Here is a 25,161-nt window from a genome sequence, read left to right as displayed (position 1 = left end):
CGTGTAGTAATACTATCTTAATCTTTAATAATCATAAACTCAGTATTAAGTATTAGTCGCTTCTTCTTTTCATTTTGCTCTTATTAATGTACTTTTTGAAATACCTGTCTTTTCCACCTGCTTGTAGAAATGTGTCTCAAGTAATTGTAAAGTGTGTTGAATCCCTGCTTTGTTGAATTTATTTGGTCTTCCCTCACGAAAATTAAAACACTGCCTGGCAATCGCTTTAGCCTCCTGTGTACGCTCCACTATCATATCCCTCTCTAACTCAGAAAACCCACTTATGTTTGTGAAGATAAGCTTCCCCGTCAGTGTGCTTTCAATTATTCCCATGTTAAGTATTTGTATTTTAATACCTTGCTCAAATAGTTCTCTTACAATTTGTATTGCATCACCTGCTGAAAGAGTAAATCAATCCAGATTTGAAACAACTAGCATGTCTCCTTTTTTAAATTGGCCAGCACCTTTTGAAATTCCAGGGGATCCGTTTTTGTACCCGTAATCCTCTTACTGTAAATAACTTCACATCCTCTCCTTTAATATTTCAACTTGCGACTGTAAATCTTGGCCTCCCGTACAGCTTTAAATGTATGAATATAAAAATGGACTATATATAGAGGAATCAAACATTTTATTCAAAGACTACGCTAAACAATGGATAACAATATATAGTGCCGAAAGAACCTAAAACATGGAACCATCCGAATAAGAAAACATGAAATTAGGAAATTTATGCCTTACTTTGTCCATAAGAAATTAAAGGATATCACAGGGAAAAATATCAAGAAGCTTTAAAGGATTTAAAAGAAAAAGGATACGCGGACAATACCGTAGATGGGATTCACCTTACTGGAAGAATGATTTTTATGAAGGAAGTTGAAACGGAAAAGATAAAAAAGAACCCAACAAAACTGCGTATATTAAAAGAGATAGAAAAATCATTGAGGAATTAGAACTACCAGAAATCCCAAAGTACATGCAAAAAGAAGAGCTTGCACTTTTTCTAAAGTTGCCGATAACAAAGGATTAGAAATAGACTCCTAGATCCTCCTTACATTAGCTTATACCGGAATGCGAGTTGGTGAGCTTGTTTCTCTAAAGTGGAGGGATATTGATTTTGTGGATTATACAATAGGCATTACAAAAACTTACAATAATCCTCGAAATAACACAGCACAATTTGAACTTGTTCCACCATAAACAATTAATTCCATCCGCACGATTAGCGTAGATGAAGATATTATTGAAGCCCCCAAGAGCCATAAAGAAGAGCAAGAAAAAGGTAATTAAAAGATTAGGGAATGCTTAATACAATGAAGGGTTTATTTTTGCTAAAAAGAAACGTAAACTGGGTTAACCTATATTTATAAAAAACTATAGAGAATAGGATGCGTAGCTTAGTAAAAATGATAAACTTGAATGAAGAGTTAACACCACACTCTCTACGACATACTCACGCTAAGGTAGGATTAGAAGATATTATGGAAAGACTTGGACACTCTGAGGATGATACAACAAGAAAAGTATATCTTCATGTAACTAAGATATGAAAAAAGAGGCTTCTCAGAAATTTCGTCAATTAATGAGAAGCCTCGACTAAATTCATGTTGTTAGCAAAATGTTAGCATTTTGACTCACTCTAGCTTTAAACACTAAAGGGCTTATCAGCTAAATTACATCATGCCGCCCATACTACAACCTTAAAAATCCTAAGAAATACATGTTAAAATCCCCTTTAAATCAACTTTTATATAGATTCCTCCTATATGAAAAATAGTAATATTAAATCCTATCGGTGTATTTTCGGTGGTTTTATAATCTACAATGATTGGAGAATCAACTCTTGTTGGTAGCCTTCCGATGTGTGTTACCCATGTGGATATATTGATACTCGGATACCTTAATTACAAAATAATCCAGCTTTTTATTTCTACCACGTATTATCAAAGATTATAGTTATTATTCCGTTTTTGGGAAATTTTGTTTATAATTGTATTATCATAGTTAAGTATAATGGAGCTGATAATTATTGAAAATACTAGATAAAAAGGATCTAGATATAGACATTCAAAATACACTTAAAGCCCTTAATCTCCTAAAGGGGCAACTACATAATATACAACTTGATATAAACCACCTTTTCTCTCTTGAAGATGCCTTAAAAGGAAAAGGTGGTCATGCTATTCGACTTTTTTACCAAGAATGCCACCTTCCCTTTTTAGTATTTATGGGAGATTGGATTAATGACTATGAGTCTACTCTAAACAAGATGTCTCAATCACTCCAAACTCTGGAACCTTCTCCTTCAGGTTTTATACAACAATCCTTTTTAGAAAATGAACTGATACAGGGATTAAGAAGGGCTGATACAAACACAAGGGAATTAACAAGTGAAGCAAATAGCATCATGCAATCGGTTCAAGATATTGTATCCCTCCCAATCCTAGAGGAAGAATTGTTTGTCAGAGATACAAGACATGCGCAGGATATAAGTTATAAAACAATCGATAAGCTTCAAGAATTTGATCAACGAGGAACAGATTCTCTTGAACCTCTACAACAGAATCTACAAAAAATGAATCAATATATTGAGCAAATGACATCCATGTTCAGAAACGGAGAAATCACTCTTTCACAATATAAACCTGAGATACTTACATGGCAGGATACTTATAATAAACTATCGAATAACACAGATATAACTACGGAACAAAGTATGCTGAATGATATTACTAAAGGGATTATAGAGGGATCTACCAATGCTGTTACGGACGTATGGGAGGGATTAAAATCAACCTTTGGGATGGTACGAAACATCCCCATGATAACTAATCCGGTCCATTTACAGAATGTAATTCGGTTGAGTAACGGGGAAAAACTATTAGAACATTATAGGTTTATCAATCAAATCATTCAAGACCCTAAAGCCAGCGTACAACCACTAATTGATATGCCTAAATACATATGGTCAGGAATTAAAGATGCTTGGAATAGAGATGTAGTCAACGGAGATGCAGAAAGTCGATCCGCATTCTTCTCTTATGGATTAACTACATTAGGTATTGGGCTACTTGGAGATAAAGGTATTAGCAAAGCTGGCAACATTGTTAAAACAGTAGACACGGCAGTTAAAGGGATTAAAAAAGCTCCATCAAATATTAACACACCGACTCCAGCTATGGCAGGAGGTCTGTCTCACCCTCGTGTCCCGTATAATGTTATTAATAACCCATTAACACAGATTAAGAAAGTAACAGAAGAGGTATACGGAACTAAAAATATAAGTAACCCCCTTTTACCTAAGGAAGGTAAGGTGGGAACATTCAAGGAACTCGCAAAACAAGGTACAGCATTTGATAATATCACACCTCATCATATGCCCTCTGCTGCCAAAATGAAAGAAGCAGGAGTAAAAAGAAGCAACGGGGTAAGTATGAATATGGAGCAGCCTCATCCAGGAAAAGGTGGAAGACATAGAGAAACATATACTTATGGTTTAAGTGGAAATAAATTAGAAGAATACCTAAACTTAAATTACCGTGATGCTCTCGCACATGATATATTGGACGCAAGAAGGATATACATCAAATACGGTTTATATACACCCGAAATCAGGGAAGGACTTTTAAATACAATTAAGAAAAATAGGGAGCTATATCCTGATTTATTTCAAAAGTAAAGGTGATGAAAATATGGATGTAAAATCAGAATTAAAAAAGGTTTACACTAATAGACTTTTGCAATCACAAAAAGAAATCTCAGAATTTGAAGAAGCATTAAGTTATCTAATAACATTAGGAGATACATCAATCATTAGCGAATTATGCATGGTGTTTGACGATGATACAGAACAATATGAAGTAATGTTCGGCCTAGTACATGGGATAGAGCAACTTTATAAAGAAAATATTGAAGAAGGACTCTACCTTATTGCTATATCTGTACCAAATGTAATTGATAGAGCTGCTGATTGGATGGAAGTTTTGCATTATAGAATCTTAAATCATGATCAAGTTAGAATTTCATATGGTAAGGTGCTATCTAAACTTGATGAAGAGACAAAAAGAGTAGTAATAAATTTGTTAAACGATATAAAGAATGAAGATCCAAACTTGTTTAGCAGTTCTGTTGATGAAGTAATAAAAGCAATTTAGTTATGACCACCTTGAATGGCTAAGTGCCTTCAAGGTTTTTTTGTCGGGTACTACAAACAATACGACATTTTATATTCAAATTAATAGCATTAAATCAATAATTTTATGGATTAGTACACTTCCTAAAAAAATGTAGTACTACAAAGAAATTTTCAAAAAACCATTTTGAGGTGCACGCTTGCCCCCACTCTACCTATCCTCCCAAAACGAGGGATTTTTCTTTTTTGATGGGGGGGGTTAAATAAAATAGAACACGGAAATAGTCTCCATGTTCTACTCAATACCCTATTCTGCTCTCTTGTTCTTTCTTGACTTCAGCTCTAATACAACATTAGATTTAGGTTTTTTATATTTTGAAAGTGTACCTTCCTCAATCCCTGTAAGTGCTTCAATCATACCTTCTCCAAGAGTCAACTCGAACTCATTAGAAAGCTCTTCTTGTATGCTATTACCATTGAAAATATTATTTTCTAACAAGGTTAAAATCGATTTCTTTATTAGAATAGGACTTGTTGGTATTGATTGATCATCTAATGGTTCTCTTTTTCTCCAACCATTTTTACTTATTTGTCTTTGCATATATGAATACTGATTATAAGTAATCACATTCAAATTATATGCCCTTCTAACCATTACACCTACTGAAACATGCCACTTTTTCTTCATAAAGACATAATGCTCTAAGTTAGTAGGAAACATACTAACATCTCTTATAAATGGTTCTTTTGGTAATAGAAATGCACTAGCAAAGTCGTTCGCCTGGTTCTCCATTTCTCTTTCCTCATCTTTAGATAAAGTAGATAAATCTAGATACGGTTCATGTATTAATATATGAGCTAATTCATGCGCTGCATCAAATTGTCTTCTATATCTACTTCCTTTATCATTCCCTAATACAACAAAATAAACATCTGAACCATTTATTTTCCTTGTCTGAGTGTAAGCGTCTATTTCTGGAACATTTATCCTAGAGGTTGAAACAATAATTCCATTCACTTCTAGAAGTTCCACCATGTTTTTTATAGGCTTCTCTCCCAAACCCCAATAATTTCTGGCTACTTCTGCCATCTCTTCTATTCCCATACGATCACTGTCTAATGTCGGGAAATTTTTTGGGGGTAATTCTATATATTCATCAATAAGACGATAAATGATTGAAAGAAAGTCTAACCTTAATTTTTGAGCTTCTAAATCCTTCTTTAAAGTCTTCGCAAGTGCCCTAAAGTAGGCATTACCTACCTTTACATTATTAAGGTCTTCTTCAAAATAGAACCTTCTAGGGAAGCCAAGAATCGCTTCTAATTGGAGCATAACTTCTCCACTAGGTTGACTTAAATTTTTTTCATACTTAGAAATCATTTGTTTTGATATTGATAACTTTTCCGCTAAATCAATTAAACTCATTGCATTAAAACGTCTTGCTAATTTTAATCTTTCTCCATTAAATTGAGATGTAATCATCTTAAAAAATCCCTTCCTATGAGAAGAGTGCGACTTTAATCAGATACTTTTTTTTGCTTTCTTTTTAAAGGAACTGCCATGTCATGTTGTTGTTGCTCTTGTTGTCTGCTTTCCTCTTCAATATCATCATTTGATGGAACAGTGATATAGTTGCTCCAATCTTCATCATATAGAACATCAAAGTTTGCATTTAAAACATTTGCCTTAACTGAATTCAGTTCATATCGAACCATATCTAGACTAATTACACAAAACCGCTCTATTTCACATGGACAAGCGCTCAGCATTTCGTTATAAATTTGACGTGCTTCCTCTTCATCGAAATCTAAGCCCCATGATAATTGTATCGCTCTTCTCTGATTTTCATCTAGCTCGCTTTCAAAATCTTCATTAATAATACCAGAAAGTGCAGAAATATAATACATCGCCTTAGATTGTATTTTTCCATTCTGTCTATCCTCAAGGTTTTTTTGAGAAAGGAAAAAAAATAAAGTTTTATTCTCAATATCAACAAGCCCTGTAACTTTCCAACCTCTTCTATTCGTTATAAACGAAAATATCTCATCTGCATGACCGCCAATTTGATGGGAATATATAAAACTCCATTTCGCCATCCCATGACCATTATTGATTCCATAATCATTTTCCAGGCGATTACTAGCTTTGTTTAAAGATAATTGAACTCTTCTAATAATTTGCTTAATCCTTTCTTCATCAATATTGAGTTTAAAAGGCAACTACAACAACTCCATCCAAAATGTAATTATATAACTATTTTACATTATTATTAAAAAACGTCAACCTTTTAGACTCGATAATTATATTTTTGTCAATTAATTATTAATTTAAACTTAAATTAAATAAACTTTGGCTCAACTTCTGAAAAAATCAGCTTCATTTATGGAAGATACTAATGTTTTAGAAGTTGAAACTAACCGAGAAATGCTCATTTAAACAAAGTTTTCTTTAAATTATCCGATTATTAAATTGGAAGAGGCATCTACCTATTTTTTTAAAAAATATATTTAAATTTTCAGTGACTGATCAATATTAGACATTAAATTCAACCTAACATTATTGCACCCCGTATGGACGATTGATGTTTTATAGGCTGGATTAGAAACTAAACTAATCTCATGCAAATCAGCTCTGTTTACGTAGTGAAAAGGAAAATGACGATACCTTTGATTAGGTTTATAAATACCATTTGTGAAACCAATGGAAACATGATTTATTGTACCGCTTTGAACTAAGTTATATACCAAACGACCATTGCTGTTATTTGGTAAGTTAATTCTAAACGCTAACCCTTTTTCATCCTCCAGAAAGGTTAATTGACCTTCTTTATCATTTACAATTTCATAAATATCATTATGAAATAATAGAAGTCTTTGTTTTCTTGTTTTTATAGAATCAGAGAACGCACCTCGTTGGAATTGCTCATAAAATTGCCTATTCCACTGTTTTTCAATGAATGACTTCTCATTCCAACAAAGTGCATACCCACTAATTACTAAGCTATTCATAACACTTAATAATGAATGTTCCCTACTCTATCAGGACGCTGTCTATGCCCTGAAATGATTTCACTGGCCATTGATAGGGTAGTAAGCCTTGAATCCCCTGAGGGCTGTTCTCCAGCATATCTAGGGGTAAAATTTTCTTTTTTGAATGAAATAATGGTTGAATTAACTTTGCTCGAAAAAGTATTGTAGTTTTTAATTTCGTTATTGTACTGATCTAATAGACTATGATATTTATTTTGAGTATCGATAATTTCATTTTTTATATTATCGAGTACGTTTTTCTGTTTATTCAAAATGTCTTGGGCTTCCTTTACTATTTCATCAAGGTTTACTAAATTAGTTATTTTTGCATTTTGTAATCCTTCAATTTCTTTTTCTTCTTTTCGGATTTCAAGCTCTTTTTTTAGAACTAGATCACTAATATCAATAGGTTCTGATTTCTTGAAGAAGAATTTTTTGGGGGTTAATTTAGTCAACATTTCTTGTGCGTTATCTGATTCTAATTGCTCGATTTCCTTTCTTAACTTAGCAATTTTCTGTTCACTTTCTTTAATCAATTGAGGTCTTTTTGCCTGTATTTCTAATACTTCTGCATATAATTTCGCTTGATTTTTCATTTCTTGAGGTTCCATTAGTATAGCTCCCTTTAGGTTAATAGTTACATAGGATGCTGGTAGGCAACACCCTATGTTTTGGTTTACTTAGCTTTTCTCAATGCCAGCTCAATTTGTTTAATTAGCTTTACTCTTTTTTCTGTTAATTTGATTACTTCCTCTCTTCCTCTGCTTTCTCCGATAACTCCTGAAGCTGTTTCATATCGCATAGTCAAAATTTACTCACCCCCTTTCAGGTATTGCTTACACCCCCTTTATTTTTTAAAAAAATCACCTACCGATACGTTTACCTCCCCTACTACCTATCACCCCGAAAGGAGAAAATTTTTATTTCGATAGGGAGGCTTATCCAAAGTAACTCGAGAAAACACTATCTCGCTTTTCTTTATCTATCTCCAACATAGCCACAAAGTAAAATTAATTGTTTGCCTTTATAAAATTTGTAACTTATAGTTCCTCTTATTTCTTCTTTTTTCCATGTAAAAGGCTCGTGTAATCTGATTAATGGTCCATTTTTTTTGGCTTTACCATTTTTCAATTTTATAACCAATATCTCACTGACGTTTTCTATAATCTCCACAGCAATAATTTCATTTTCTACAAATGTAGTAACACCATTTCCAAAGGAAAACACCTGACACAACTTACCTACTAATGATTTATTTATCTCTTGTAATTCAATGTCAGACAGCTAAATCACCACCATACTTATACTTGAATATTTATCTTTAGTAGTTTTACAGTTTTTCGTACCAGATAATATTACTTCCTAAATATGTTCGCTCCGTTCCTTCTTCAAAATACACTGTAATAAATGGATAAATATCATTTTCACTAACCCAACTTAGTGTAATTGTTTCCACTTCGTTTTCACCTTCTGCAAATATAACTACACTATCAAATTCATTTATTTTTATTTTAGATAGATATTCCTTCATAGTTTTCACCTCTTTTTTATATTTGTTCCACTTCTTTTTTGACAAAGTGGAACACGCTTCGACTCTACTCTATCAATGGACTGAGTTATTTGTGTTCCATGTTCCACTTCTATTTGACATTCGCTTTTAATATAGTGGTAGTAGTCATATTTGTACTACACTACTACTACATTCATATATTTAAGTTAAGTAAAAGTGGAACAAGTGGAACAAACCTAATCAAAGCCTTATGCTTATTGATTTAAACCTTGTTCCACTTCTATAAAACATCTGGAACAAAAGTGGAACAAGTGGAACAATATTATTGATTTAAAATAAAGCACTGAACTGATTTTAAATACGGCTCTTTATAATGGACTAGATCAAGAAACTCTCTATCTGGTCTTGCTCTCCTTTTTTCGTATCTTTCGCCTAATAGTTCTTGAAACTCTATAACAAACTGCCTTTGTGACTTAAACTTATATCCGTTATTTTGGCAAAAATATTGATATTCTTTATAAACATAGTCTGTAGGCACCTTGTCCACTTCGGCTATTTCTTCGTCTTTAAATTCATTTTTATAGAATTCAACAATTGGATTATTAAACTCTTTGTATTCTTCTAGTTGTTGTTTAACAACATCTGGAATGGTGAATTTTTTAAATTCCATCTGTAACGCTTTAAAAAGTACATATTCTAAAACGTCTTTTGATTTTAACTTGACCTCTTTAATAGATGGATCTTCAACCTTTCCATTAAAGTCCGCATTGAATGGAAGTATCACCATTCGTCTATAAGTTCCGTTACTCTTGTTTCTTATTTTAGGAATCTCATTAGCACTGAATAACATTGCCAATTTAAGTTGCACTGTGAATGGGTCTCGTCCTTTTTGCTCTACGGTTATATAATCCCCAGTAGCAATACTTTGTAAGTTGGAGTTATTTTCAATATAACTACCAGCAATATCATCACCAATATTTAATGTCTTTCCTACCATCTGGAACGGTTTAAACTTCTCACCTATTTCATGCATTTTTAAAGTGGATACGTTTTTTTCACCTATCAGATTTATTAGTAATTGCTGGAATGTACCTTTACCGTTGTTACCAGATCCAACTAATATGAAATATTTCCCTCTGGTATAATTGCCGTTTAACGATTCATTAATAATTTCCCATAGTAGCTTAACAACTTCTGAATCATTACAAGCAATTTCATTCAACCATGAATCAAAATTCCATTTTGGCTTAGGTGCATTCTCTACATAATTTGTTGATATTTTTGTAGTAAACACCTTTTTTGGTGAAAATGGTTCTAGCTTTTTTGTTGCTGCATTATAGATACCATTTCCAACTGGTATTAGATCTGGTGAATTAATACTTTCTTTTATGTCGCATTGCATTTTAATTTTGAAATAAACATCTTTCACCTGTTTTTCAGTGAATTGCGGTTCTATAGGATAAATCAACCTGTAAATATAATTTATGTTTGAAGTATAAATACCTTCGTCCTCTATATAAACATGAAGTCTTGCGTCCTCGCTTGTACCAATAACCGCGAAATGATGTTTTTTCATTAATATTTTTGCACAATCAAAAGTAGAAATTTTATCATTACTTTTAATAGTTTTAGAGAATTTTTCATTAAATGAATAATCCGTTCTAATGTCTTTATTTTTAATTTCCGCTTCCAATTTTGAAAGGTTATTTTCTTCCCATTCACTATTACCTAATGCAAGCATTATTGCGTATTTCCTTGCATTTTCAATAGTTATTTCACCAGTTTGAACGCTTTTCGCTAGTACCATAATGCATGAAAGAGAATTAGTGTAATCCTGTAAATTTTCTTTTTCTCTTTCAATGTAATTTCTTATAGTTAATGTGGTACTTCTTGCGCTTAAAGGTGTACGTTTTCCAACCTTTACTGGTTCGCTTTTTTGTTCCTCAACTTGTTCTATTTCTACTTTTACTGGATAAGCTTCACCGAATTTAACATATGAATCTGTTTCTTTATCAAATACACTTGGTAGCCCTTGTAACTGGCTCCATGTAATTGAAGAATTATCAAACGGCAAACCTATAACATTGGCAACTTGTTTTATTAACGGTTCGTTTTCTTCTTTGCTATAGGATCGTTCGGCTTCTAGTATTAACCTGTATCGTTCATTACCTAGCCTACTTCTAATAGTTTCATAGATGATATATGAATAACCGTTTATTTTATTTTCAATGTGCTTTATAAAATCATTACGATTCATGTTGACATCGTCATAATCTAATATAATAAGATCCTTACTTATAACATTGCTGTCATTTCGGATAAATTCCCCATTTTCATTAGGCTTTATGTTTCCACTAATAAAATAATGAATGTTGTTTTTTGCTTTCGCTGTGGCTCTTTTATCCTTTACATCAAACTGATTTACCATTGTTGGGGTAAAGTTAGCAATCCACTCTAAGGCGTCATCTGTTTCTACCTTAGTTAGTTTATTTGTCTTAAAGCCTTTTGAAATGTAAATCAATAAATCACCTCCCCCAATTCTTGTTTCTCCCATCACAATTTGTTACAATGATGGGAGATAAGGAATATTAATTTCCCTTCTAGAAAAGGTGTAGGATCTCCCCAGATTTATACACCTTTTCATGCGTTTATTAGTGCAATGTGTAAAAATATCAATGTTCCAACGAATGCTATTAGATAAAAACGATCTATGAATTTTTCATTCATAGTGTTCACCTTGTTTAACTACCTTTTCAAAAATGGTACCGTATACCTTGCGTGTCGATTCATATTCTTCTTTAAGGTCATTAACGGTATAATGGAGCAATTCACTTAATACCCTTAATTCTCTATGCCACTCACGGAAATAATGCCTTTCCTGTCCTAAATGGACTTTATCATTCATATCCGTTACAAGCTGGTACATAAGAGTTTGAATATCATCTAATACCGAACTTCTAAGACCGATTTCCCCTAATTCAAAGTCAAGATCATGTACAAGGTTTCTCACCGTTTTATTTTCCATAATGCCCACTTCCTTTTTTTATTTTTCAAACAAGCCCATGATCTAGATAACCTCTATCATGTAACACTTCTATTAGTTCTTGTACTGCATTTTCCTTCGTGTAATCTTTAATTTCTTGAAGTGCATATACAACTCTTAAAATACCAGTTGTTATTTCTGCTCTTTCAAGCATTGAATCTAAATTTAATTCATTAACTTTTGGTACCTGCATATTAATTACCCCCCTTTTTAATACCACGTTCTATTAGGCAAATAATGCCACCAATCACCATTACGATAATGCACGTTTAAGCAGTTTTCTGAAGTATTTCTTTCGACTTTGACAATATCGGATAACGTATAATCTTTGCGTTTCTCAAGCCCAAATGCTGAATTATGCCTTGCGTATGTTTCTAATAAAAGCTTGTATTCTTCATCTGATAAATGTTTTGCTACTGGTAGCTTTTTCATCTTGTAGTAGCTCCCTTCAATTTATTGAAAAACTTAATATCATTATTGGTAGCTGTCATACTTGCTGTCATATCGTCAAGAAATTCATCAACCTCATTTTTCTTGAACAAGTATTTAGTTCCTACCTTGTAATATTTCAAACCGTTCTTAATTAAACGATCCTCAATAATAGGCTTACTGATATTTAGATACTCGGTTAATTCCTTGTAAGACATGAAATATTTTTGTTTTGCTAGTTCATCAACTCGTTTATTGATTGCTTTTTCAAGTAATGTATTAACTGTATTTTCATCAATTTGAACGCTTAACACCTACATTCACCCCTTTCTTAGTTTCTTACCGCCAATTCTCTAATTTCTATCTCAAACAAGTCTCCCAATTCACGATCAAGTGTATCTGCAATTTTTTTAGCACTTCGTGTAGATATTCCATACCTACCATTTAAAAAATTGGAAAGAGTAGATTGGTTTAATCCAGCCGCTTCACTTAATGATTTTTGGTTGAACCCTTTTTCAGCCATAGCGATTAATATTTTAATTTTTTTCGGGCGATATTTGATCAATTTATTACACCTTCTTTCTATTGCTTTCTATTGCTAATTTCATAATAAAACATATATCAATAAAAAGCAATAGAAAGCAATAATATTTTTTAAAAAATATTTGCTTTCTATTGATAAACCAAATATTATAGTTATTAATAAGGGAGGTTTGATCATGAGTGATAATGAAAATACATTTGGGAAATATTTGAGGGAGTATCGAGAGGTTAATGGTCTTTCTATCAGTGATCTCCATAGAATAACTGGGGTTTCACAACCATATCTTTCTCAACTTGAAAATGGTACCAAATCACCATCAAGAAAAGTAATTCATAGAATAGCTGCGGGATTAACAGATAGTTTAGATACTGAAACGACATTCGGTACAATGTACAAAATATTATTAGAAAAAGCTGGTTTTAATACTGAGTGGGATTATTTAAATGAAATTGAGGATAAATATAAAACACAAATCAATGAAGGTGAAAAACAAGTGGATCTAATAGAGCAATCTAAAGAATTGTATAAAAATGAAATTTCAATTCCGATTTATTTGAATAAGGATAATGAGGGTAATTTTTATTTCTTTAAAGATAGTGAATTAATTGATGATGACACACAACAAAAATTAAGAAATATTATTAAAACATTATTGGAATAGATGGGCGGTGATTAAATGGCTCGTATATACAAGAAGAAAACAAAAAATGGCATTAGATGGGGTTATGTGGTTTATGTCGGTACTGATCCAATCACTGGAAAAGAAAAGAGAAAATACAAACAAGGTTTTTTAACACAAAAAGACGCTAAACTTGCTGCTGCATTAGTTGAACGGCAAATCAATAATAATGAATATATAGAGCCTTCAAAAATTACATTTAATGCTTTATGTGATGACTGGGAGAAACATTACATCACCCAAGCAAAGGAAAGTAGTTTGAGAGCAAGAACTAAAGCTTTAAAGCATATTAAAAATGAGTTCGGTAATGTAGCAATACAAAAAATAAGTAAAAAGGCATATCAAGATACAATAGATAAGTTGGCTAATAAGTTTAGTTATAATTATGTTTCAAGTATTCATACCTCTGCAAATATGGTTTTTGAATATGGTCGGGAAAATAAATTACTTAAAGAAACACCGACAAAGGACATTACATTGCCAAAGAAAAAGAAAACTGTTTCAGATCTGGAACAAGACAACATACAAGAAAAGTTTCTTGAAAAAGAAGAATTAGAGGAATTTTTAACTACTGCTAAAAATGAAGGCTTAGAAGGTGATTTACTTTCTTTCACAATGCTAGCATATACAGGCTTAAGAATCGGTGAAATGATGTCATTAAAATGGTCCGATATTGATTTCGATAAACACACCTTAAGAGTTATAAAAACTTATTACAATCCAACAAACAACAAAGAAAAATATACATTATTGACCCCTAAAACTGAGGGATCTATAAGAACTATATCTATTGATCCAATTTTAATCGAATTACTCCAGCTACACAAACAAGAACAAGATAAAGTGAAGAAAGAAAACAAAGCCTTCTACCACAATAAAGATTTCATCTTTGCCACTAATGAAGGGTATCCTAAAACCATTAAAAACATTGCAATAAGAATGCAGCGTTTATTGAAAAAGACAAAAATAAATAAACATGTTACACCCCATTCATTTAGACATACTCACACATCACTACTGATTGAAGCAAACGTCCATATTAAAGAGATACAAGAACGCTTAGGGCATAGTGATATTAATACAACTATGGACATATACGCCCATATGACAAAGAACATAAAAAAAGAGGCTTCGGATAAATTTAGTAGCTTGATGAAGGATCTTACATCTAAAATAAAATGAAAAGCACCTACCAAATAGGTAGGTGCTAACACGATAAACTTAGGCGAAGTAGACCCCGCCATTACAAACCGGGCGTACCGATTTTTTCCTTAAATTGAATGTTACATTATCTAGATAATAAAGTCAAGTAATTTAGAGAAGTATTTAAAAACAGCTATTAATCCATCTTGTTTATCATATGCATTAATCTCTCTTTTTGTTCTATCCAACAGTTGTTTAAAATCGCCATACCTAGCCTTTTTTATCCCATCACTCTCGATATATGTATAATGAACATAAATCAAAGTTGTTAAGTCATGAATTTTGCGATTAGATAACCGTTTTTTCCTCGATGAAGAAGATAACCCAGGTATTGTCTTTGTAAATTCAGTGATAGGTTTTACTATTTTATTCCTTTCAATCTGATTTATGCAAGCTATGTCCATTAATATTGGACTGTTATGCGCTGCTGTATTTCTTATATTCTTCACATATTTTAATACTTGTTGAATTTCTTTATATGGTGAAGGTCGATTTTTCCTTTTATAATAATACTCCACGAATTTTACAAAGTTTCCAAACGTCATTACCTCAAACAAAACCCAAATAGGAGGTTTTGAATGATGCTTAACATAAAGACCATAGTTATAATGACTTTCTTTTTTTAACGCATGCATATAATCATCGATAGAGCTGCCATCATAAGCTAAAAAGTCAGTGACTATACTATAACCATCTTCAGTAGGATCGTTTGTTATATCAGTAAGAAGCTTAGTTTTAATTGAATGTTCAATATCTAAACTCATGTGCAACACTAGATATCTGAGTCGCATATCAATAGTTGCTAAATCTTGAAGGAGTTTAAAATCCAATTTAATATACTGACCACGATTATTTTTTTCAAAATTTTTTCTGTATGCAGTGATTTTATAAAAATAATTGGAGGTTTGCAGTATTTTTTTAGCATTCTCCTTAGAAATCAAATCAAACTTCACATTTTTTCCGTCCAAATGTTCAATCATTTCATTAAAATTTAATTTCCTCTTTAGAGACGTGTTCATTGGTTTCCCATTATTCCCCCTTCTACAGCACCATTACTATTTTATCACAGTTTGTTTTATTCAAAAATGTAAAAAAAGGCTTCCACTAAGTTTATTAACTTAATGAAAGACCTCTCTAAAATCCCACTAATTAATATCGGTGGTTTTATCGGTGGTCTGATATAATTATCTAAGCTAAAAACCTTAATATATAAAGGTTTTATAGATCAAATTACATCATGCCGCCCATTCCACCCATACCGCCCATATCAGGCATTGCAGGTGCGTTTTCTTCTGGTTTGTCAGCTACGACTGCTTCTGTTGTTAGGAACATGGCAGCAACTGAACCAGCGTTTTGTAGAGCTGAACGTGTTACTTTGGCAGGGTCAACGATACCAGCGTCGATCATGTTTACCCATTCGCCTGTTGCAGCGTTGAAGCCAGTGCCTACTTCTTCGCGTTTTAGGCGATCTACGATGATAGATCCTTCTAAACCTGCGTTGTGAGCGATTGTGCGTACTGGCTCTTCCATTGCACGTAGAACGATGTTGATACCTGTTTGAACATCGCCTTCTTCTTCTAATGCAGCAACTTTGTTGTATACGTTAAGAAGGGCAACACCACCACCAGATACCATACCTTCTTCTACAGCTGCGCGTGTAGAGTTTAGGGCATCTTCAATGCGTAGTTTACGTTCTTTAAGTTCTGTTTCTGTAGCCGCTCCAACTTTTACGACTGCTACGCCACCAGCTAGTTTAGCAAGGCGTTCTTGTAATTTTTCACGGTCGAATTCAGAAGTTGTTTCGTCCATTTGTTTACGGATTTGGTTTACGCGGCCTGCGATTTGGTCGCTTGCACCAGCACCTTCAACGATTGTTGTGTTTTCTTTTGTTACAACGACTTTAGAAGCGCGTCCTAGAGAGTCGATTGTAGCAGATTTAAGGTCACGACCTAGCTCTTCAGTGATTACTTCACCGCCAGTTAGGATAGCGATATCTTCAAGCATTGCTTTACGACGGTCACCGAATCCAGGCGCTTTAACAGCTACTGCATTGAATGTTCCACGTAATTTGTTCACTACTAATGTAGATAATGCTTCGCCTTCTACATCTTCAGCGATAAGAAGTAATGGTTTACCTTGTTGTACTACTTGCTCAAGTACTGGTAATACTTCTTGAATGCTTGCGATTTTTTTGTCAGTGATTAAGATGTAAGGATCATCTAATACTGCTTCCATTTTATCTGTATCTGTTACCATGTAAGCTGAGCTGTATCCACGGTCGAATTGCATACCTTCAACGATATCCATTTCTGTTGTGAATCCTTTAGATTCTTCGATTGTAATAACACCGTCGTTACCTACACGCTCCATAGCTTCAGCGATTAATTGTCCAACTTCTTCGTCAGCAGCAGAGATGGATGCTACTTGCGCAATAGACTCTTTGCCTTCGATTGGTTTAGAGATCGCTTGTAGCTCTTCAACTGCTGTAGCAACCGCTTTTTCGATCCCTTTACGGATACCCATTGGGTTTGCACCAGCTGTTACGTTTTTCAAACCTTCGCGGATCATTGCTTGCGCTAGAACCGTTGCAGTTGTTGTACCGTCACCAGCTACGTCGTTTGTTTTACTTGCTACTTCAGCAACTAGTTTCGCACCCATGTTTTCAAATGCATCTTCTAGTTCGATTTCTTTAGCAATTGTTACACCATCATTTGTAATTAATGGAGAACCGAATTTCTTCTCAAGAACCACGTTACGTCCTTTAGGTCCAAGAGTTACTTTTACTGCATCTGCAAGTGTATCCACACCACGAAGCATCGCGCGGCGAGCGTCTTCACTAAATTTAATATCTTTAGCCATTATTAAGTACCTCCTCTAATAGTTAAAAATCTTTATAATAAGTATATAGCTGTTTTTTTATTAACCGATCACAGCAAGAATGTCATTTTCACGTAAAATTAAGTATTCTGTACCTTCGTATTTCACTTCTGTTCCTGCATATTTTGAGAAGATAATAAGGTCGCCTTCTGCAACTTCTAATGCTACACGTTCACCATTTTCTAGTACACGTCCAGTACCAACTGCTACGACTTTACCTTCTTGAGGCTTTTCTTTCGCGCTATCTGGTAGTACGATACCGCTTGCAGTTTTTTCTTCCGTTTCAACAAGCTCGATAATAATTCGATCACCTAGTGGCTTCAACAAGTGAAACAACCTCCTCAATTCATTCAAAAATTATTTTATTAGCACTCGTTAGTCTTGAGTGCTAACACAATTATTATATTAATCAAAACTACTCTTTTTTGCAAGTAAGAACCTTGCAATTTTGCAAAAAAAAAATGCGAACCTCTCCATTCTATACAACTTCTATTTGTTTTATGCACTTCATAAGGATGTACTATTTGAAACTAATAGTGTTTAACAGGTAAAATAAATATTAGTGTAACTTCTTTATGAATAGGAGACTAGCCATTGAAAAAAGAGTATTGGTTTATCATTATGATTTATATAGCCATGCAATTATCAGCCATCGTTGGCGTTCCTGCCATTCTTTTTCTAGGTAATATGTTAGGATACAGCTTTGATGAGGTTGCAAAAATTGCACCGCCACTCTGGATTGTCATTAGTTTTACAATTACCCTTCTCTTAACTTTGTGGTTTTTACGGAAAGAAAGCAAAGAGATGCCAATGAGGAATCAAGCACCATTATCTACTTCTATCGGGTGGGCGATTGCAGGTATTCCGCTAGCATTTATTGCTCAAACCGTTGCAGCGAATATTGAATCAATGCTCGGCATTGAGATGGGGTCAGACAATACACAGCAAATTATGTCTTTAATTGAAACGTCTGCTATTGTGATTCTCGTCGTTTCTATTATTGGTCCGATATTAGAAGAGATCATTTTCAGGAAAATCATTTTTGGTTCCTTGCATAAACGATTGAACTTCTTTTTATCAGCACTAATTAGTTCATTAATTTTCTCTCTCGCGCATGGGGAAATTGAGCACTTACTTCTTTATGCAGCGATGGGCTTTACGTTCGCGTTTTTATATGTAAAAACCAATCGTATTCTCGTACCGATCATTGCTCATGTAGCAATGAATACCTTTGTCGTTGTGATTCAATTGAATATGGATAAGCTAGAAAAATATATGACAGAATTAGAAACGGTACAAATGATTTTTAGCAGATTAGGATGATGTTAGATGAGAACACCTTTGTTCACAGGGATTATCTCCCTTCTTTTTGGATTTGTATTTATTTATTTTGCAATTATTAACCTTCAAAACGGTGGAGGTTGGGGATTTTTAACGATCTTCATTTTGATTTTTGCCACTTTTGATATTGGTGGCGGGATTAAATTAATCGCTATGCATTATCGTATGAAAAAGAAAGAGGATAAAAAATAGAGCTGACTCCATGCGGGTCAGCTCCTTTTTTATGATGGATAGTGTTTTAAGAAGTATACTAATGATTGCAATTCGACCGCCAAATCAATATGATGGATGCGAATATGGGAAGGAACCGTTAACCGCGCTGGCGTAAAGTTCAAGATTCCCTTTACATGACTTTTAACGATTCGATCCGTAATTGGTTGTGCCGCATGAGACGGTACAGTCAAAATGACAACTTGAATATGGTGCTCATCAATCAACTTTTCTAGGTCATCTAAATGACGGACAGGTACCTCTCCTACAGACGTGCCAACCCTACTTTCTGAAACATCAAATGCCACTTCAATCTTTGTATTATTATTTTTTAAAAAATTATAATTTAAAAACGCTGTACCTAGATTCCCTACACCAATTAACGCTACCTTTGTCACTTCATCTTGATCGAGTGTCTTACGGAAAAATCCTAATAAGTAATTTACGTTATATCCGTAACCTTTTTTCCCTAAAGCACCGAAATAGGAGAAATCTCGTCGAATTGTTGCAGAATCTACTTTCACCGCTTCACTTAATTCTGCTGAAGAAACTCGCTGCTTTCCTGATGCGTGTAAATTTTTCAAAAAACGATAATACAAAGGCAATCGCTTAGCCGTTGCTTGAGGGATTTTCGTTGATTCATTGGACATAGGCTCCACTCCATTCCATTTACTTAAGCCCTTCTAAAATCACCGTTTTTACCACCGGTTTTCTCTACTAAATATGTTGGTCCTATTACCATGCCTTTATCTACTGCTTTGCACATATCATATACCGTTAAAGCGGTAGCTGTAGCAGCTGTCAACGCTTCCATTTCTACTCCGGTATGCCCATTTGTTTTCACTGTACAATCAATATGTAATACATACTGATCCTCTACCTCTTCCCAATTGAAAGATATATCAATTCCGGTTAAGGCGAGTGGATGACACATCGGGATGATATCAGATGTCTTTTTCGCAGCCATAATACCTGCCACTTGAGCAACAGCCAGCACATCTCCCTTTTTCATCGTGCCATCAGTAATCTTCTGATAGATTTCTTGATTTAGCTCAATACTACTATGAGCAATTGCTGTACGGGCAGTTTGTGGTTTTTCACTCACATCCACCATCTTCGCTCTGCCTTCTTCATTAAAATGTGTAAATTCAGCCATTCATAACACCTCACATGAAAATGATACACTATTTTGATTCATCTGTGTAATGTAGTTTTTTATATATTCTATCCAAATAGTGACTTTATTGCCGAACCTCACCTGATTAAGGTACACTATCACTATAACAGAGGTGAAATATAATGATATTATTACAGGTTAATCAGCTTTCGAAAAGTTTTGTGGCTGATCCTATATTAATGAATATAAAGCTTGAAGTACAAACGAGAGACCGCATTGCATTAGTTGGACGTAATGGTGCGGGAAAATCAACTCTTTTAAAAATTATTGCTGGACATATGTCCTATGATTCCGGTGAAATTATTCAATCGAAAGAAACCAAAATCGGTTATCTTGCACAAAATACAGGACTAGAATCTGAACTATCTATTTGGGACGAAATGCTTACCGTGTTTGATTATTTGCGCAAACAAGAGAAGGAACTGCGCTTACTAGAAACACAGATGGGCGATGCAACACTCATCGAAAACAGTGAAGCTTACGATAAAATTTTAAAAACCTATGATCAAATGCAAGTCAACTTTAAAGAACAAGGTGGCTATCAATACGAGGCAGACATTCGTTCTGTACTACATGGCCTTAATTTTCAATCGTTTAGCTATGATACAAAAATTTCTGCATTAAGCGGGGGGCAAAGGACGCGACTTGCACTTGCGAAATTATTGTTAACCAAACCTGATTTACTGATTTTAGATGAGCCGACCAACCATTTAGATATTGAAACATTGTCATGGCTAGAGCAGTATCTTAGTGGTTATGATGGTGCTATTTTAATTGTCTCACATGACCGCTATTTCTTAGATAAAGTCGTCAACCAGGTATATGAACTATCACGTAACCATATTAAAAAATACGTTGGTAACTACAGCAAATATCTTGACCAAAAAGCAGCGAATTATGAACGTGACTTGAAAATGTATGAAAAACAACAAGAAGAAATTGCGAAACTAGAAGACTTTGTTCAACGCAACCTTGCCCGTGCTTCGACAACAAAGCGTGCACAAAGCCGGCGCAAGCAGCTTGAGAAGATGGAGCGAATGGATCGTCCCCAAGGGGATGAGAAATCAGCGACATTCGGCTTTCAAATTGATCGTCAATCAGGCAATGATGTGCTAACCGCTGACTCTTTAGCAATTGGCTATCAAGAAGAAAAGATCAGTGATCACATTTCATTTCGCATGTCTCGAGGCGATTCCATTGCTTTAGTAGGTCCCAATGGTATAGGAAAGTCGACTTTATTGAAGACCCTTGTAGACAAGCTACCTGCTTTAGGTGGCACGTTTCAATATGGCTCAAATATCCGCATTGGCTATTACGACCAACAGCAAGCTGATTTGAGTTCAAATAAAACCGTATTAAACGAGCTCTGGGATGATTACCCCCTCATGCCTGAAAAAGATGTCCGTACCGTGTTAGGTAACTTCCTCTTCTCTGGAGATGATGTCCTGAAAATTGTCTCTACATTGAGTGGTGGAGAAAAAGCACGATTAGCACTAGCTAAGTTGATGTTGCAAAGAGCAAATGTCCTCATACTAGATGAGCCGACCAACCATTTAGACCTTGATAGTAAAGAAATTCTTGAAAATGCACTAATTGAGTTTCCAGGTACGCTCCTCTTTGTCTCTCATGACCGCTATTTTATTAATAGGATCGCAACAAAGGTGATTGAGTTATCAACAAGTGGAGCAACGGAATTTTTAGGGGATTATGATTACTATGTGGATAAAAAAGCGGAAATTGAAGAAATAGAGCTTTTTGAATCAGCAGACCTGCCACAAGAAAGTATCACTAAACCAGAAAAGCAAAGTTATCAACAAGATAAAGAAGCGAAGAAACTAGAAAGACAACGAAAAAGAAGGCTGACAGAAATTGAACAGTTAATCGAAGAGTTAGAAGCGCAAATTGAAACTTACGATGAACAACTCTGTGACCCTGAAATCTTCCAGGACCACGAGAAAGTCCTCGAGATTACAACTAAAAATGAGGCTATAAAAGCACAACTCGAGCAGTTACTTGAAGAATGGAGCGAATTGGGAGATTTAATGTAATTAAACGTAGCTGGGGATAATTTAATTATCCCCAGCTTTTCTTTCTACAAGTAAATTGTCCACATTTTTATTCACAGCACAAACGGATTAACAATAGGTGAAACAACACTTTTCCACATTATCCACAATTTTTATGATACTTATCAACAAAAACTCTGAAAATTTTAATATTATCCACAATATGATATGCCACCAAGACTATACTTGATATTGTGAATAACTTTCTGTCATCACTAAAATAAAAGACTAGTGAATAGATGATCATGATTCACTAGTCTTCATTATTATTGTTGAAACTGTATATCTAACCCCGGGTTTGCATTCATACTCATATCTGAGAACATCCCTTTTTCGAACATAATTGCCCCCACTGCAGCAATCATCGCTGCATTATCTGTGCATAAATGTAATGGTGGAATGACTAAGTCTATCTCTTCCTTATTCTTAAAGGTCTCTGTTAATGCTTCACGAAGTCCTTTATTTGCTGCAACGCCACCTGCTAATAGTAATTGTTTCACATCATATGCCTCTACTGCTTTTAAGGTCTTGGTCACTAATACCTCAATGACGCTTTCTTGAAAGCTCGCTGCTAAATCCTCTGGTAAGATGGTCTCTCCACGTTGTTCAGCATTATGCACTGTGTTGATAACGGCAGACTTCAATCCACTGAAACTAAAATCAAAGGAGCCTTCTTCTAGCCACGCACGAGGAAGCTTAATTGTCGCTTCTCCTTCATGGGCAAGGCGATCAATATGTGGCCCACCTGGATATGGCATATTTAGAACTCGCGCTACTTTATCATATGCTTCTCCAGCAGCATCATCACGTGTTTCGCCAATAACTTCAAAATCACCATGTGCTTTCATATAAACGAGCTCTGTATGGCCCCCGGAAACGACTAATGCAAGCGCCGGGAAAGTCATTTCTTTAATTAAGCGATTGGCATAAATATGCCCTGCTATATGGTGCACCCCAATAAGTGGCTTTTGATGAGCAAAGGCAATCGCCTTCGCTGCATTTACACCGACAAGTAAGGCACCCACTAACCCTGGACCTTCTGTCACAGCAACTGCATCGATATCGTTCATCGTCATACTCGCTTTATTTAACGCTTCTTCTAACACAATGGTCATTTGTTCTACATGATGCCTTGAAGCGATTTCTGGTACAACCCCGCCAAACCTTTTATGACTTTCAATTTGAGAAGCGACAACATTAGCGATGATCTCTCTACCATTTTTAATGATGGCTACTGCTGTTTCATCACAGCTTGTTTCTATCCCTAATATATATTGATCTTTTTTCATTTTATATTCACCCACATTACTAAAGCATCTTCATGATTATCCGAATAATAATTTTTTCTAATTCCGCCTTCTTGAAAACCTAGCTTGCTATACAACCGTCTTGCTATCATGTTACTCACCCTTACTTCTAGGGTCATTTTAAGGGCACCCATTTCTTTTACAACATCCATCAGCTGGACCATTAACGCCTCGCCAAGTTTCTTCCCTCTATATCTGGGTAGTATCGCTACATTTGTTACATGGGCCTCGTCGGTAACCACCCATGCCCCACCGTATCCTATCAATTCTTCTCCGTCTTCTAATACAACGTAGACCGAGAATTGGTTTAATGTCATTTCATTATAAAAGGCCTCTCTACTCCAAGGTGAAGAAAAAGATGCCTGTTCTACTTTTAATACTTCATCAATATCATCTTCGTTCATTAACCGAAACGTTAATTTACTGGTCATTGGAGCTTGCTCCCTTTCGAAGCTTCAATCCATTTTGCCTCTGCCTCAGCAAGACGGATATAATTAGGGACAAAATTATGGATATCAACAGCTTCCTTATCTCTACCTAAAATGGCCAATTCAGAAGGACGAGGATTTTGTTCGGTTACACGTGCAAAATATGCCCGATCCCCTAAGTCTGCTTTAATTTGTTCCTTGTGTATGGATAAATCATTACCGACAAATAAAACCGGTTCTTCTCTATTTAATAAACGTTGCGTCCAATTAACGGTCAACGTTAGATGATCCGATGCTAGATCTAATAACCGACTCTCTTGAAATTGATATAAACCAGTATAAATCTGACCTCTTCTCGCATCAAATAACGGTGAAATGACACCGTTAAAATAACTACCTGCACTTGCTGCCAAAACAGCTAGACTCGATACGCCTGAAAGAGGTATATTCAACGTCCAAGCTAATGTTTTAGCTATGGTTACACCAATTCTTACCCCCGTATATGAACCGGGTCCTTCTGCGACAACAATCTTTTCTATATCTTGTGGCAACGTATCGCAATCCTTTAAAAGCATTTCTATCGCGGGCATTACACGAACTGAGTGATTCTTTTTGATATTCGTGATATATTCCCCTATAATTTTGTCGTCATCTACTAGAGCGATCCCTAGTGTATAATTTGACGTGTCTATAGCTAATATTTTCATTTTACTAACTCCTCACACAGCTTCACATAGCGTTTTCCTTTTGGATGGAGCGCTATTCTTCGTTCTTCATTTCCGGTATAATGGATTACAATTTTTAACCTTTCTTCTGGCAGTTGGTCTTCTATTAGATGAGCCCATTCCACGACGGTCACACCTTGCCCATGAAAATACTCATCAAACCCAAGATCTTCATCGCCATCCTCCACCCGGTAAACATCCATATGGTACAAAGGTAGACGACCATTATATTCCTTTATAATAGTGAATGTAGGGCTATTCACATTTCGTTCAATACCAAGGCCTAACGCAAGCCCTTTCGTAAATGTTGTTTTACCTGCCCCTAAATCACCTTCTAATAAAATGACATCACCTGCAGCTGCTTTTTCTCCTAACCTCTTTGCAAATGCCATTGTTTCTTCCGTATTTTTTGTATTCCACTGGAATTGATCCATTTTATCACCTACATTTGGTCTTTCAT

Annotated in this window: 32 protein-coding genes and 1 pseudogene; 10 read left to right on the top strand and 23 right to left on the bottom strand. The window is 34.7% G+C overall.

Annotated elements, in window-relative coordinates; translation table 11 throughout:
- Positions 1–69: 69 nt before the first annotated feature.
- Positions 70–543 (bottom strand): annotated as a pseudogene (locus MKX83_RS02985) (recombinase family protein).
- A 156-nt stretch (positions 544–699) separates the two neighbouring features.
- Between MKX83_RS02985 and MKX83_RS24585 the strand changes: the two are divergent.
- The 5 genes from MKX83_RS24585 (at position 700) to MKX83_RS02970 (ending at position 4,154) form a co-directional block, all read left to right on the top strand.
- Positions 700–795 carry a hypothetical protein gene (locus tag MKX83_RS24585; protein ID WP_445293175.1) on the top strand — a complete coding sequence of 32 codons (96 nt, stop codon included), beginning with the start codon at positions 700–702 and terminating at the stop codon, positions 793–795.
- Between the two features lie 276 nt (positions 796–1,071).
- Positions 1,072–1,200: a hypothetical protein gene (locus MKX83_RS24580; protein ID WP_445293148.1), complete on the top strand. Its 129-nt coding sequence runs from the start codon at positions 1,072–1,074 to the stop codon at positions 1,198–1,200.
- Positions 1,201–1,388: 188 nt separating this feature from the next.
- A complete protein-coding gene (locus MKX83_RS02980) occupies positions 1,389–1,550 on the top strand; it encodes a tyrosine-type recombinase/integrase (RefSeq protein WP_341053962.1) in 162 nt (53 codons plus the stop codon).
- A gap of 479 nt (positions 1,551–2,029) precedes the next feature.
- The gene (locus tag MKX83_RS02975; RefSeq protein WP_341053960.1) at positions 2,030–3,679 is read left to right on the top strand and encodes a ribonuclease YeeF family protein; all 1,650 of its coding nucleotides are present in this window, start codon (positions 2,030–2,032) and stop codon (positions 3,677–3,679) included.
- 13 nt (positions 3,680–3,692) lie between these two features.
- The gene (locus MKX83_RS02970; RefSeq protein ID WP_341053958.1) at positions 3,693–4,154 is read left to right on the top strand and encodes an Imm30 family immunity protein; all 462 of its coding nucleotides are present in this window, start codon (positions 3,693–3,695) and stop codon (positions 4,152–4,154) included.
- A gap of 285 nt (positions 4,155–4,439) precedes the next feature.
- Here MKX83_RS02970 and MKX83_RS02965 read toward each other — a convergent pair whose 3' ends face one another.
- The 13 genes from MKX83_RS02965 to MKX83_RS02905 all read right to left on the bottom strand — a co-directional run bounded on the left by MKX83_RS02965 (position 4,440) and on the right by MKX83_RS02905 (position 12,709).
- A complete protein-coding gene (locus MKX83_RS02965; RefSeq protein WP_341053956.1) occupies positions 4,440–5,615 on the bottom strand; it encodes a helix-turn-helix domain-containing protein in 1,176 nt (391 codons plus the stop codon).
- Positions 5,616–5,650: 35 nt separating this feature from the next.
- Positions 5,651–6,352 carry a DUF5986 family protein gene (locus MKX83_RS02960; protein ID WP_341053954.1) on the bottom strand — a complete coding sequence of 234 codons (702 nt, stop codon included), beginning with the start codon at positions 6,350–6,352 and terminating at the stop codon, positions 5,651–5,653.
- A 288-nt stretch (positions 6,353–6,640) separates the two neighbouring features.
- Positions 6,641–7,141 (bottom strand): HK97 family phage prohead protease, encoded by a 501-nt coding sequence (locus MKX83_RS02955; RefSeq protein ID WP_341053952.1) that lies wholly within the window; start codon positions 7,139–7,141, stop codon positions 6,641–6,643.
- Between the two features lie 5 nt (positions 7,142–7,146).
- Complete coding sequence (locus MKX83_RS02950; protein ID WP_341053950.1) at positions 7,147–7,773, bottom strand: hypothetical protein; 627 nt, start codon at positions 7,771–7,773, stop codon at positions 7,147–7,149.
- A 65-nt stretch (positions 7,774–7,838) separates the two neighbouring features.
- Complete coding sequence (locus MKX83_RS02945; RefSeq protein ID WP_341053948.1) at positions 7,839–7,970, bottom strand: hypothetical protein; 132 nt, start codon at positions 7,968–7,970, stop codon at positions 7,839–7,841.
- A gap of 170 nt (positions 7,971–8,140) precedes the next feature.
- Positions 8,141–8,389, bottom strand: coding sequence for a hypothetical protein (locus tag MKX83_RS02940; protein WP_341053946.1), 249 nt, complete (start codon positions 8,387–8,389; stop codon positions 8,141–8,143).
- Positions 8,390–8,492: 103 nt separating this feature from the next.
- Positions 8,493–8,693, bottom strand: a complete 201-nt coding sequence (locus MKX83_RS02935) for a hypothetical protein (protein WP_341053943.1) — start codon at positions 8,691–8,693, stop codon at positions 8,493–8,495.
- A 301-nt stretch (positions 8,694–8,994) separates the two neighbouring features.
- The gene (locus MKX83_RS02930) at positions 8,995–11,193 is read right to left on the bottom strand and encodes a DNA primase family protein (protein ID WP_341053940.1); all 2,199 of its coding nucleotides are present in this window, start codon (positions 11,191–11,193) and stop codon (positions 8,995–8,997) included.
- A 198-nt stretch (positions 11,194–11,391) separates the two neighbouring features.
- The gene (locus MKX83_RS02925; protein ID WP_341053935.1) at positions 11,392–11,697 is read right to left on the bottom strand and encodes a hypothetical protein; all 306 of its coding nucleotides are present in this window, start codon (positions 11,695–11,697) and stop codon (positions 11,392–11,394) included.
- A gap of 25 nt (positions 11,698–11,722) precedes the next feature.
- Positions 11,723–11,908: a hypothetical protein gene (locus MKX83_RS02920; RefSeq protein WP_341053931.1), complete on the bottom strand. Its 186-nt coding sequence runs from the start codon at positions 11,906–11,908 to the stop codon at positions 11,723–11,725.
- Positions 11,909–11,925: 17 nt separating this feature from the next.
- The gene (locus MKX83_RS02915) at positions 11,926–12,147 is read right to left on the bottom strand and encodes a hypothetical protein (RefSeq protein ID WP_341053929.1); all 222 of its coding nucleotides are present in this window, start codon (positions 12,145–12,147) and stop codon (positions 11,926–11,928) included.
- Positions 12,144–12,458 carry an excisionase family DNA-binding protein gene (locus MKX83_RS02910; protein WP_341053928.1) on the bottom strand — a complete coding sequence of 105 codons (315 nt, stop codon included), beginning with the start codon at positions 12,456–12,458 and terminating at the stop codon, positions 12,144–12,146. The genes MKX83_RS02915 and MKX83_RS02910 overlap by 4 nt, the downstream gene beginning before the upstream one ends.
- A 17-nt stretch (positions 12,459–12,475) precedes the next feature.
- Positions 12,476–12,709, bottom strand: coding sequence for a helix-turn-helix domain-containing protein (locus tag MKX83_RS02905; RefSeq protein ID WP_341053926.1), 234 nt, complete (start codon positions 12,707–12,709; stop codon positions 12,476–12,478).
- 154 nt (positions 12,710–12,863) lie between these two features.
- On the opposite strand from MKX83_RS02905, the gene MKX83_RS02900 reads away from it, so the two are divergent.
- Both MKX83_RS02900 and MKX83_RS02895 read left to right on the top strand, forming a co-directional pair.
- Positions 12,864–13,349, top strand: a complete 486-nt coding sequence (locus MKX83_RS02900) for a helix-turn-helix domain-containing protein (RefSeq protein WP_341053924.1) — start codon at positions 12,864–12,866, stop codon at positions 13,347–13,349.
- Between the two features lie 15 nt (positions 13,350–13,364).
- Positions 13,365–14,549, top strand: a complete 1,185-nt coding sequence (locus tag MKX83_RS02895; RefSeq protein WP_341053922.1) for a site-specific integrase — start codon at positions 13,365–13,367, stop codon at positions 14,547–14,549.
- 110 nt (positions 14,550–14,659) lie between these two features.
- On the opposite strand, the gene MKX83_RS02890 is transcribed toward MKX83_RS02895, so the two are convergent.
- From MKX83_RS02890 to groES, 3 genes are all read right to left on the bottom strand, one after another.
- Positions 14,660–15,589 (bottom strand): Abi family protein, encoded by a 930-nt coding sequence (locus tag MKX83_RS02890; RefSeq protein WP_341053920.1) that lies wholly within the window; start codon positions 15,587–15,589, stop codon positions 14,660–14,662.
- Between the two features lie 211 nt (positions 15,590–15,800).
- Positions 15,801–17,429, bottom strand: a complete 1,629-nt coding sequence (groL, locus tag MKX83_RS02885) for a chaperonin GroEL (RefSeq protein ID WP_095370803.1) — start codon at positions 17,427–17,429, stop codon at positions 15,801–15,803.
- A 60-nt stretch (positions 17,430–17,489) separates the two neighbouring features.
- Positions 17,490–17,774, bottom strand: a complete 285-nt coding sequence (gene groES, locus MKX83_RS02880) for a co-chaperone GroES (protein WP_095370804.1) — start codon at positions 17,772–17,774, stop codon at positions 17,490–17,492.
- 267 nt (positions 17,775–18,041) lie between these two features.
- On the opposite strand from groES, the gene MKX83_RS02875 reads away from it, so the two are divergent.
- Positions 18,042–18,770, top strand: a complete 729-nt coding sequence (locus tag MKX83_RS02875; RefSeq protein WP_341053916.1) for a CPBP family intramembrane glutamic endopeptidase — start codon at positions 18,042–18,044, stop codon at positions 18,768–18,770.
- Positions 18,771–18,776: 6 nt separating this feature from the next.
- On the top strand, positions 18,777–18,980 hold the full coding sequence (locus MKX83_RS02870) for a DUF4305 domain-containing protein (protein ID WP_095370806.1): 204 nt from the start codon (positions 18,777–18,779) through the stop codon (positions 18,978–18,980).
- Positions 18,981–19,009: 29 nt separating this feature from the next.
- Here the strand turns inward: MKX83_RS02870 and MKX83_RS02865 are convergent, their stop codons facing one another.
- Both MKX83_RS02865 and moaC read right to left on the bottom strand, forming a co-directional pair.
- Positions 19,010–19,648 carry a redox-sensing transcriptional repressor Rex gene (locus tag MKX83_RS02865; RefSeq protein ID WP_095370807.1) on the bottom strand — a complete coding sequence of 213 codons (639 nt, stop codon included), beginning with the start codon at positions 19,646–19,648 and terminating at the stop codon, positions 19,010–19,012.
- A 23-nt stretch (positions 19,649–19,671) separates the two neighbouring features.
- Positions 19,672–20,154 carry a cyclic pyranopterin monophosphate synthase MoaC gene (gene moaC / locus MKX83_RS02860; protein ID WP_095370808.1) on the bottom strand — a complete coding sequence of 161 codons (483 nt, stop codon included), beginning with the start codon at positions 20,152–20,154 and terminating at the stop codon, positions 19,672–19,674.
- Positions 20,155–20,297: 143 nt separating this feature from the next.
- Here moaC and MKX83_RS02855 point away from each other — a divergent pair, with 143 nt between their 5' ends.
- Entirely contained in the window at positions 20,298–22,223 is a 1,926-nt protein-coding gene (locus tag MKX83_RS02855) for an ABC-F family ATP-binding cassette domain-containing protein (protein WP_341053914.1), read from the top strand.
- A 284-nt stretch (positions 22,224–22,507) separates the two neighbouring features.
- Here MKX83_RS02855 and tsaD read toward each other — a convergent pair whose 3' ends face one another.
- The 4 genes from tsaD to tsaE are packed head-to-tail and all read right to left on the bottom strand — an operon-like array spanning position 22,508 to position 25,135.
- On the bottom strand, positions 22,508–23,530 hold the full coding sequence (gene tsaD, locus MKX83_RS02850) for a tRNA (adenosine(37)-N6)-threonylcarbamoyltransferase complex transferase subunit TsaD (protein ID WP_095370810.1): 1,023 nt from the start codon (positions 23,528–23,530) through the stop codon (positions 22,508–22,510).
- Complete coding sequence (gene rimI / locus MKX83_RS02845; protein WP_095370811.1) at positions 23,527–23,979, bottom strand: ribosomal protein S18-alanine N-acetyltransferase; 453 nt, start codon at positions 23,977–23,979, stop codon at positions 23,527–23,529. Before rimI ends, tsaD begins: the two co-directional genes overlap by 4 nt.
- Positions 23,976–24,683 carry a tRNA (adenosine(37)-N6)-threonylcarbamoyltransferase complex dimerization subunit type 1 TsaB gene (gene tsaB / locus MKX83_RS02840; protein WP_341053911.1) on the bottom strand — a complete coding sequence of 236 codons (708 nt, stop codon included), beginning with the start codon at positions 24,681–24,683 and terminating at the stop codon, positions 23,976–23,978. Before tsaB ends, rimI begins: the two co-directional genes overlap by 4 nt.
- Positions 24,680–25,135 carry a tRNA (adenosine(37)-N6)-threonylcarbamoyltransferase complex ATPase subunit type 1 TsaE gene (tsaE, locus tag MKX83_RS02835; RefSeq protein ID WP_322910582.1) on the bottom strand — a complete coding sequence of 152 codons (456 nt, stop codon included), beginning with the start codon at positions 25,133–25,135 and terminating at the stop codon, positions 24,680–24,682. Before tsaE ends, tsaB begins: the two co-directional genes overlap by 4 nt.
- Between the last annotated feature and the right edge of the window lie 26 nt (positions 25,136–25,161).

This window comes from Cytobacillus sp. FSL M8-0252 (assembly GCF_038007345.1).
Taxonomy (GTDB): domain Bacteria; phylum Bacillota; class Bacilli; order Bacillales; family Cytobacillaceae; genus Cytobacillus; species Cytobacillus kochii.
Note: the sequence above shows the minus strand (reverse complement) of the source record. Positions and strands in the feature narration are given on the sequence as shown.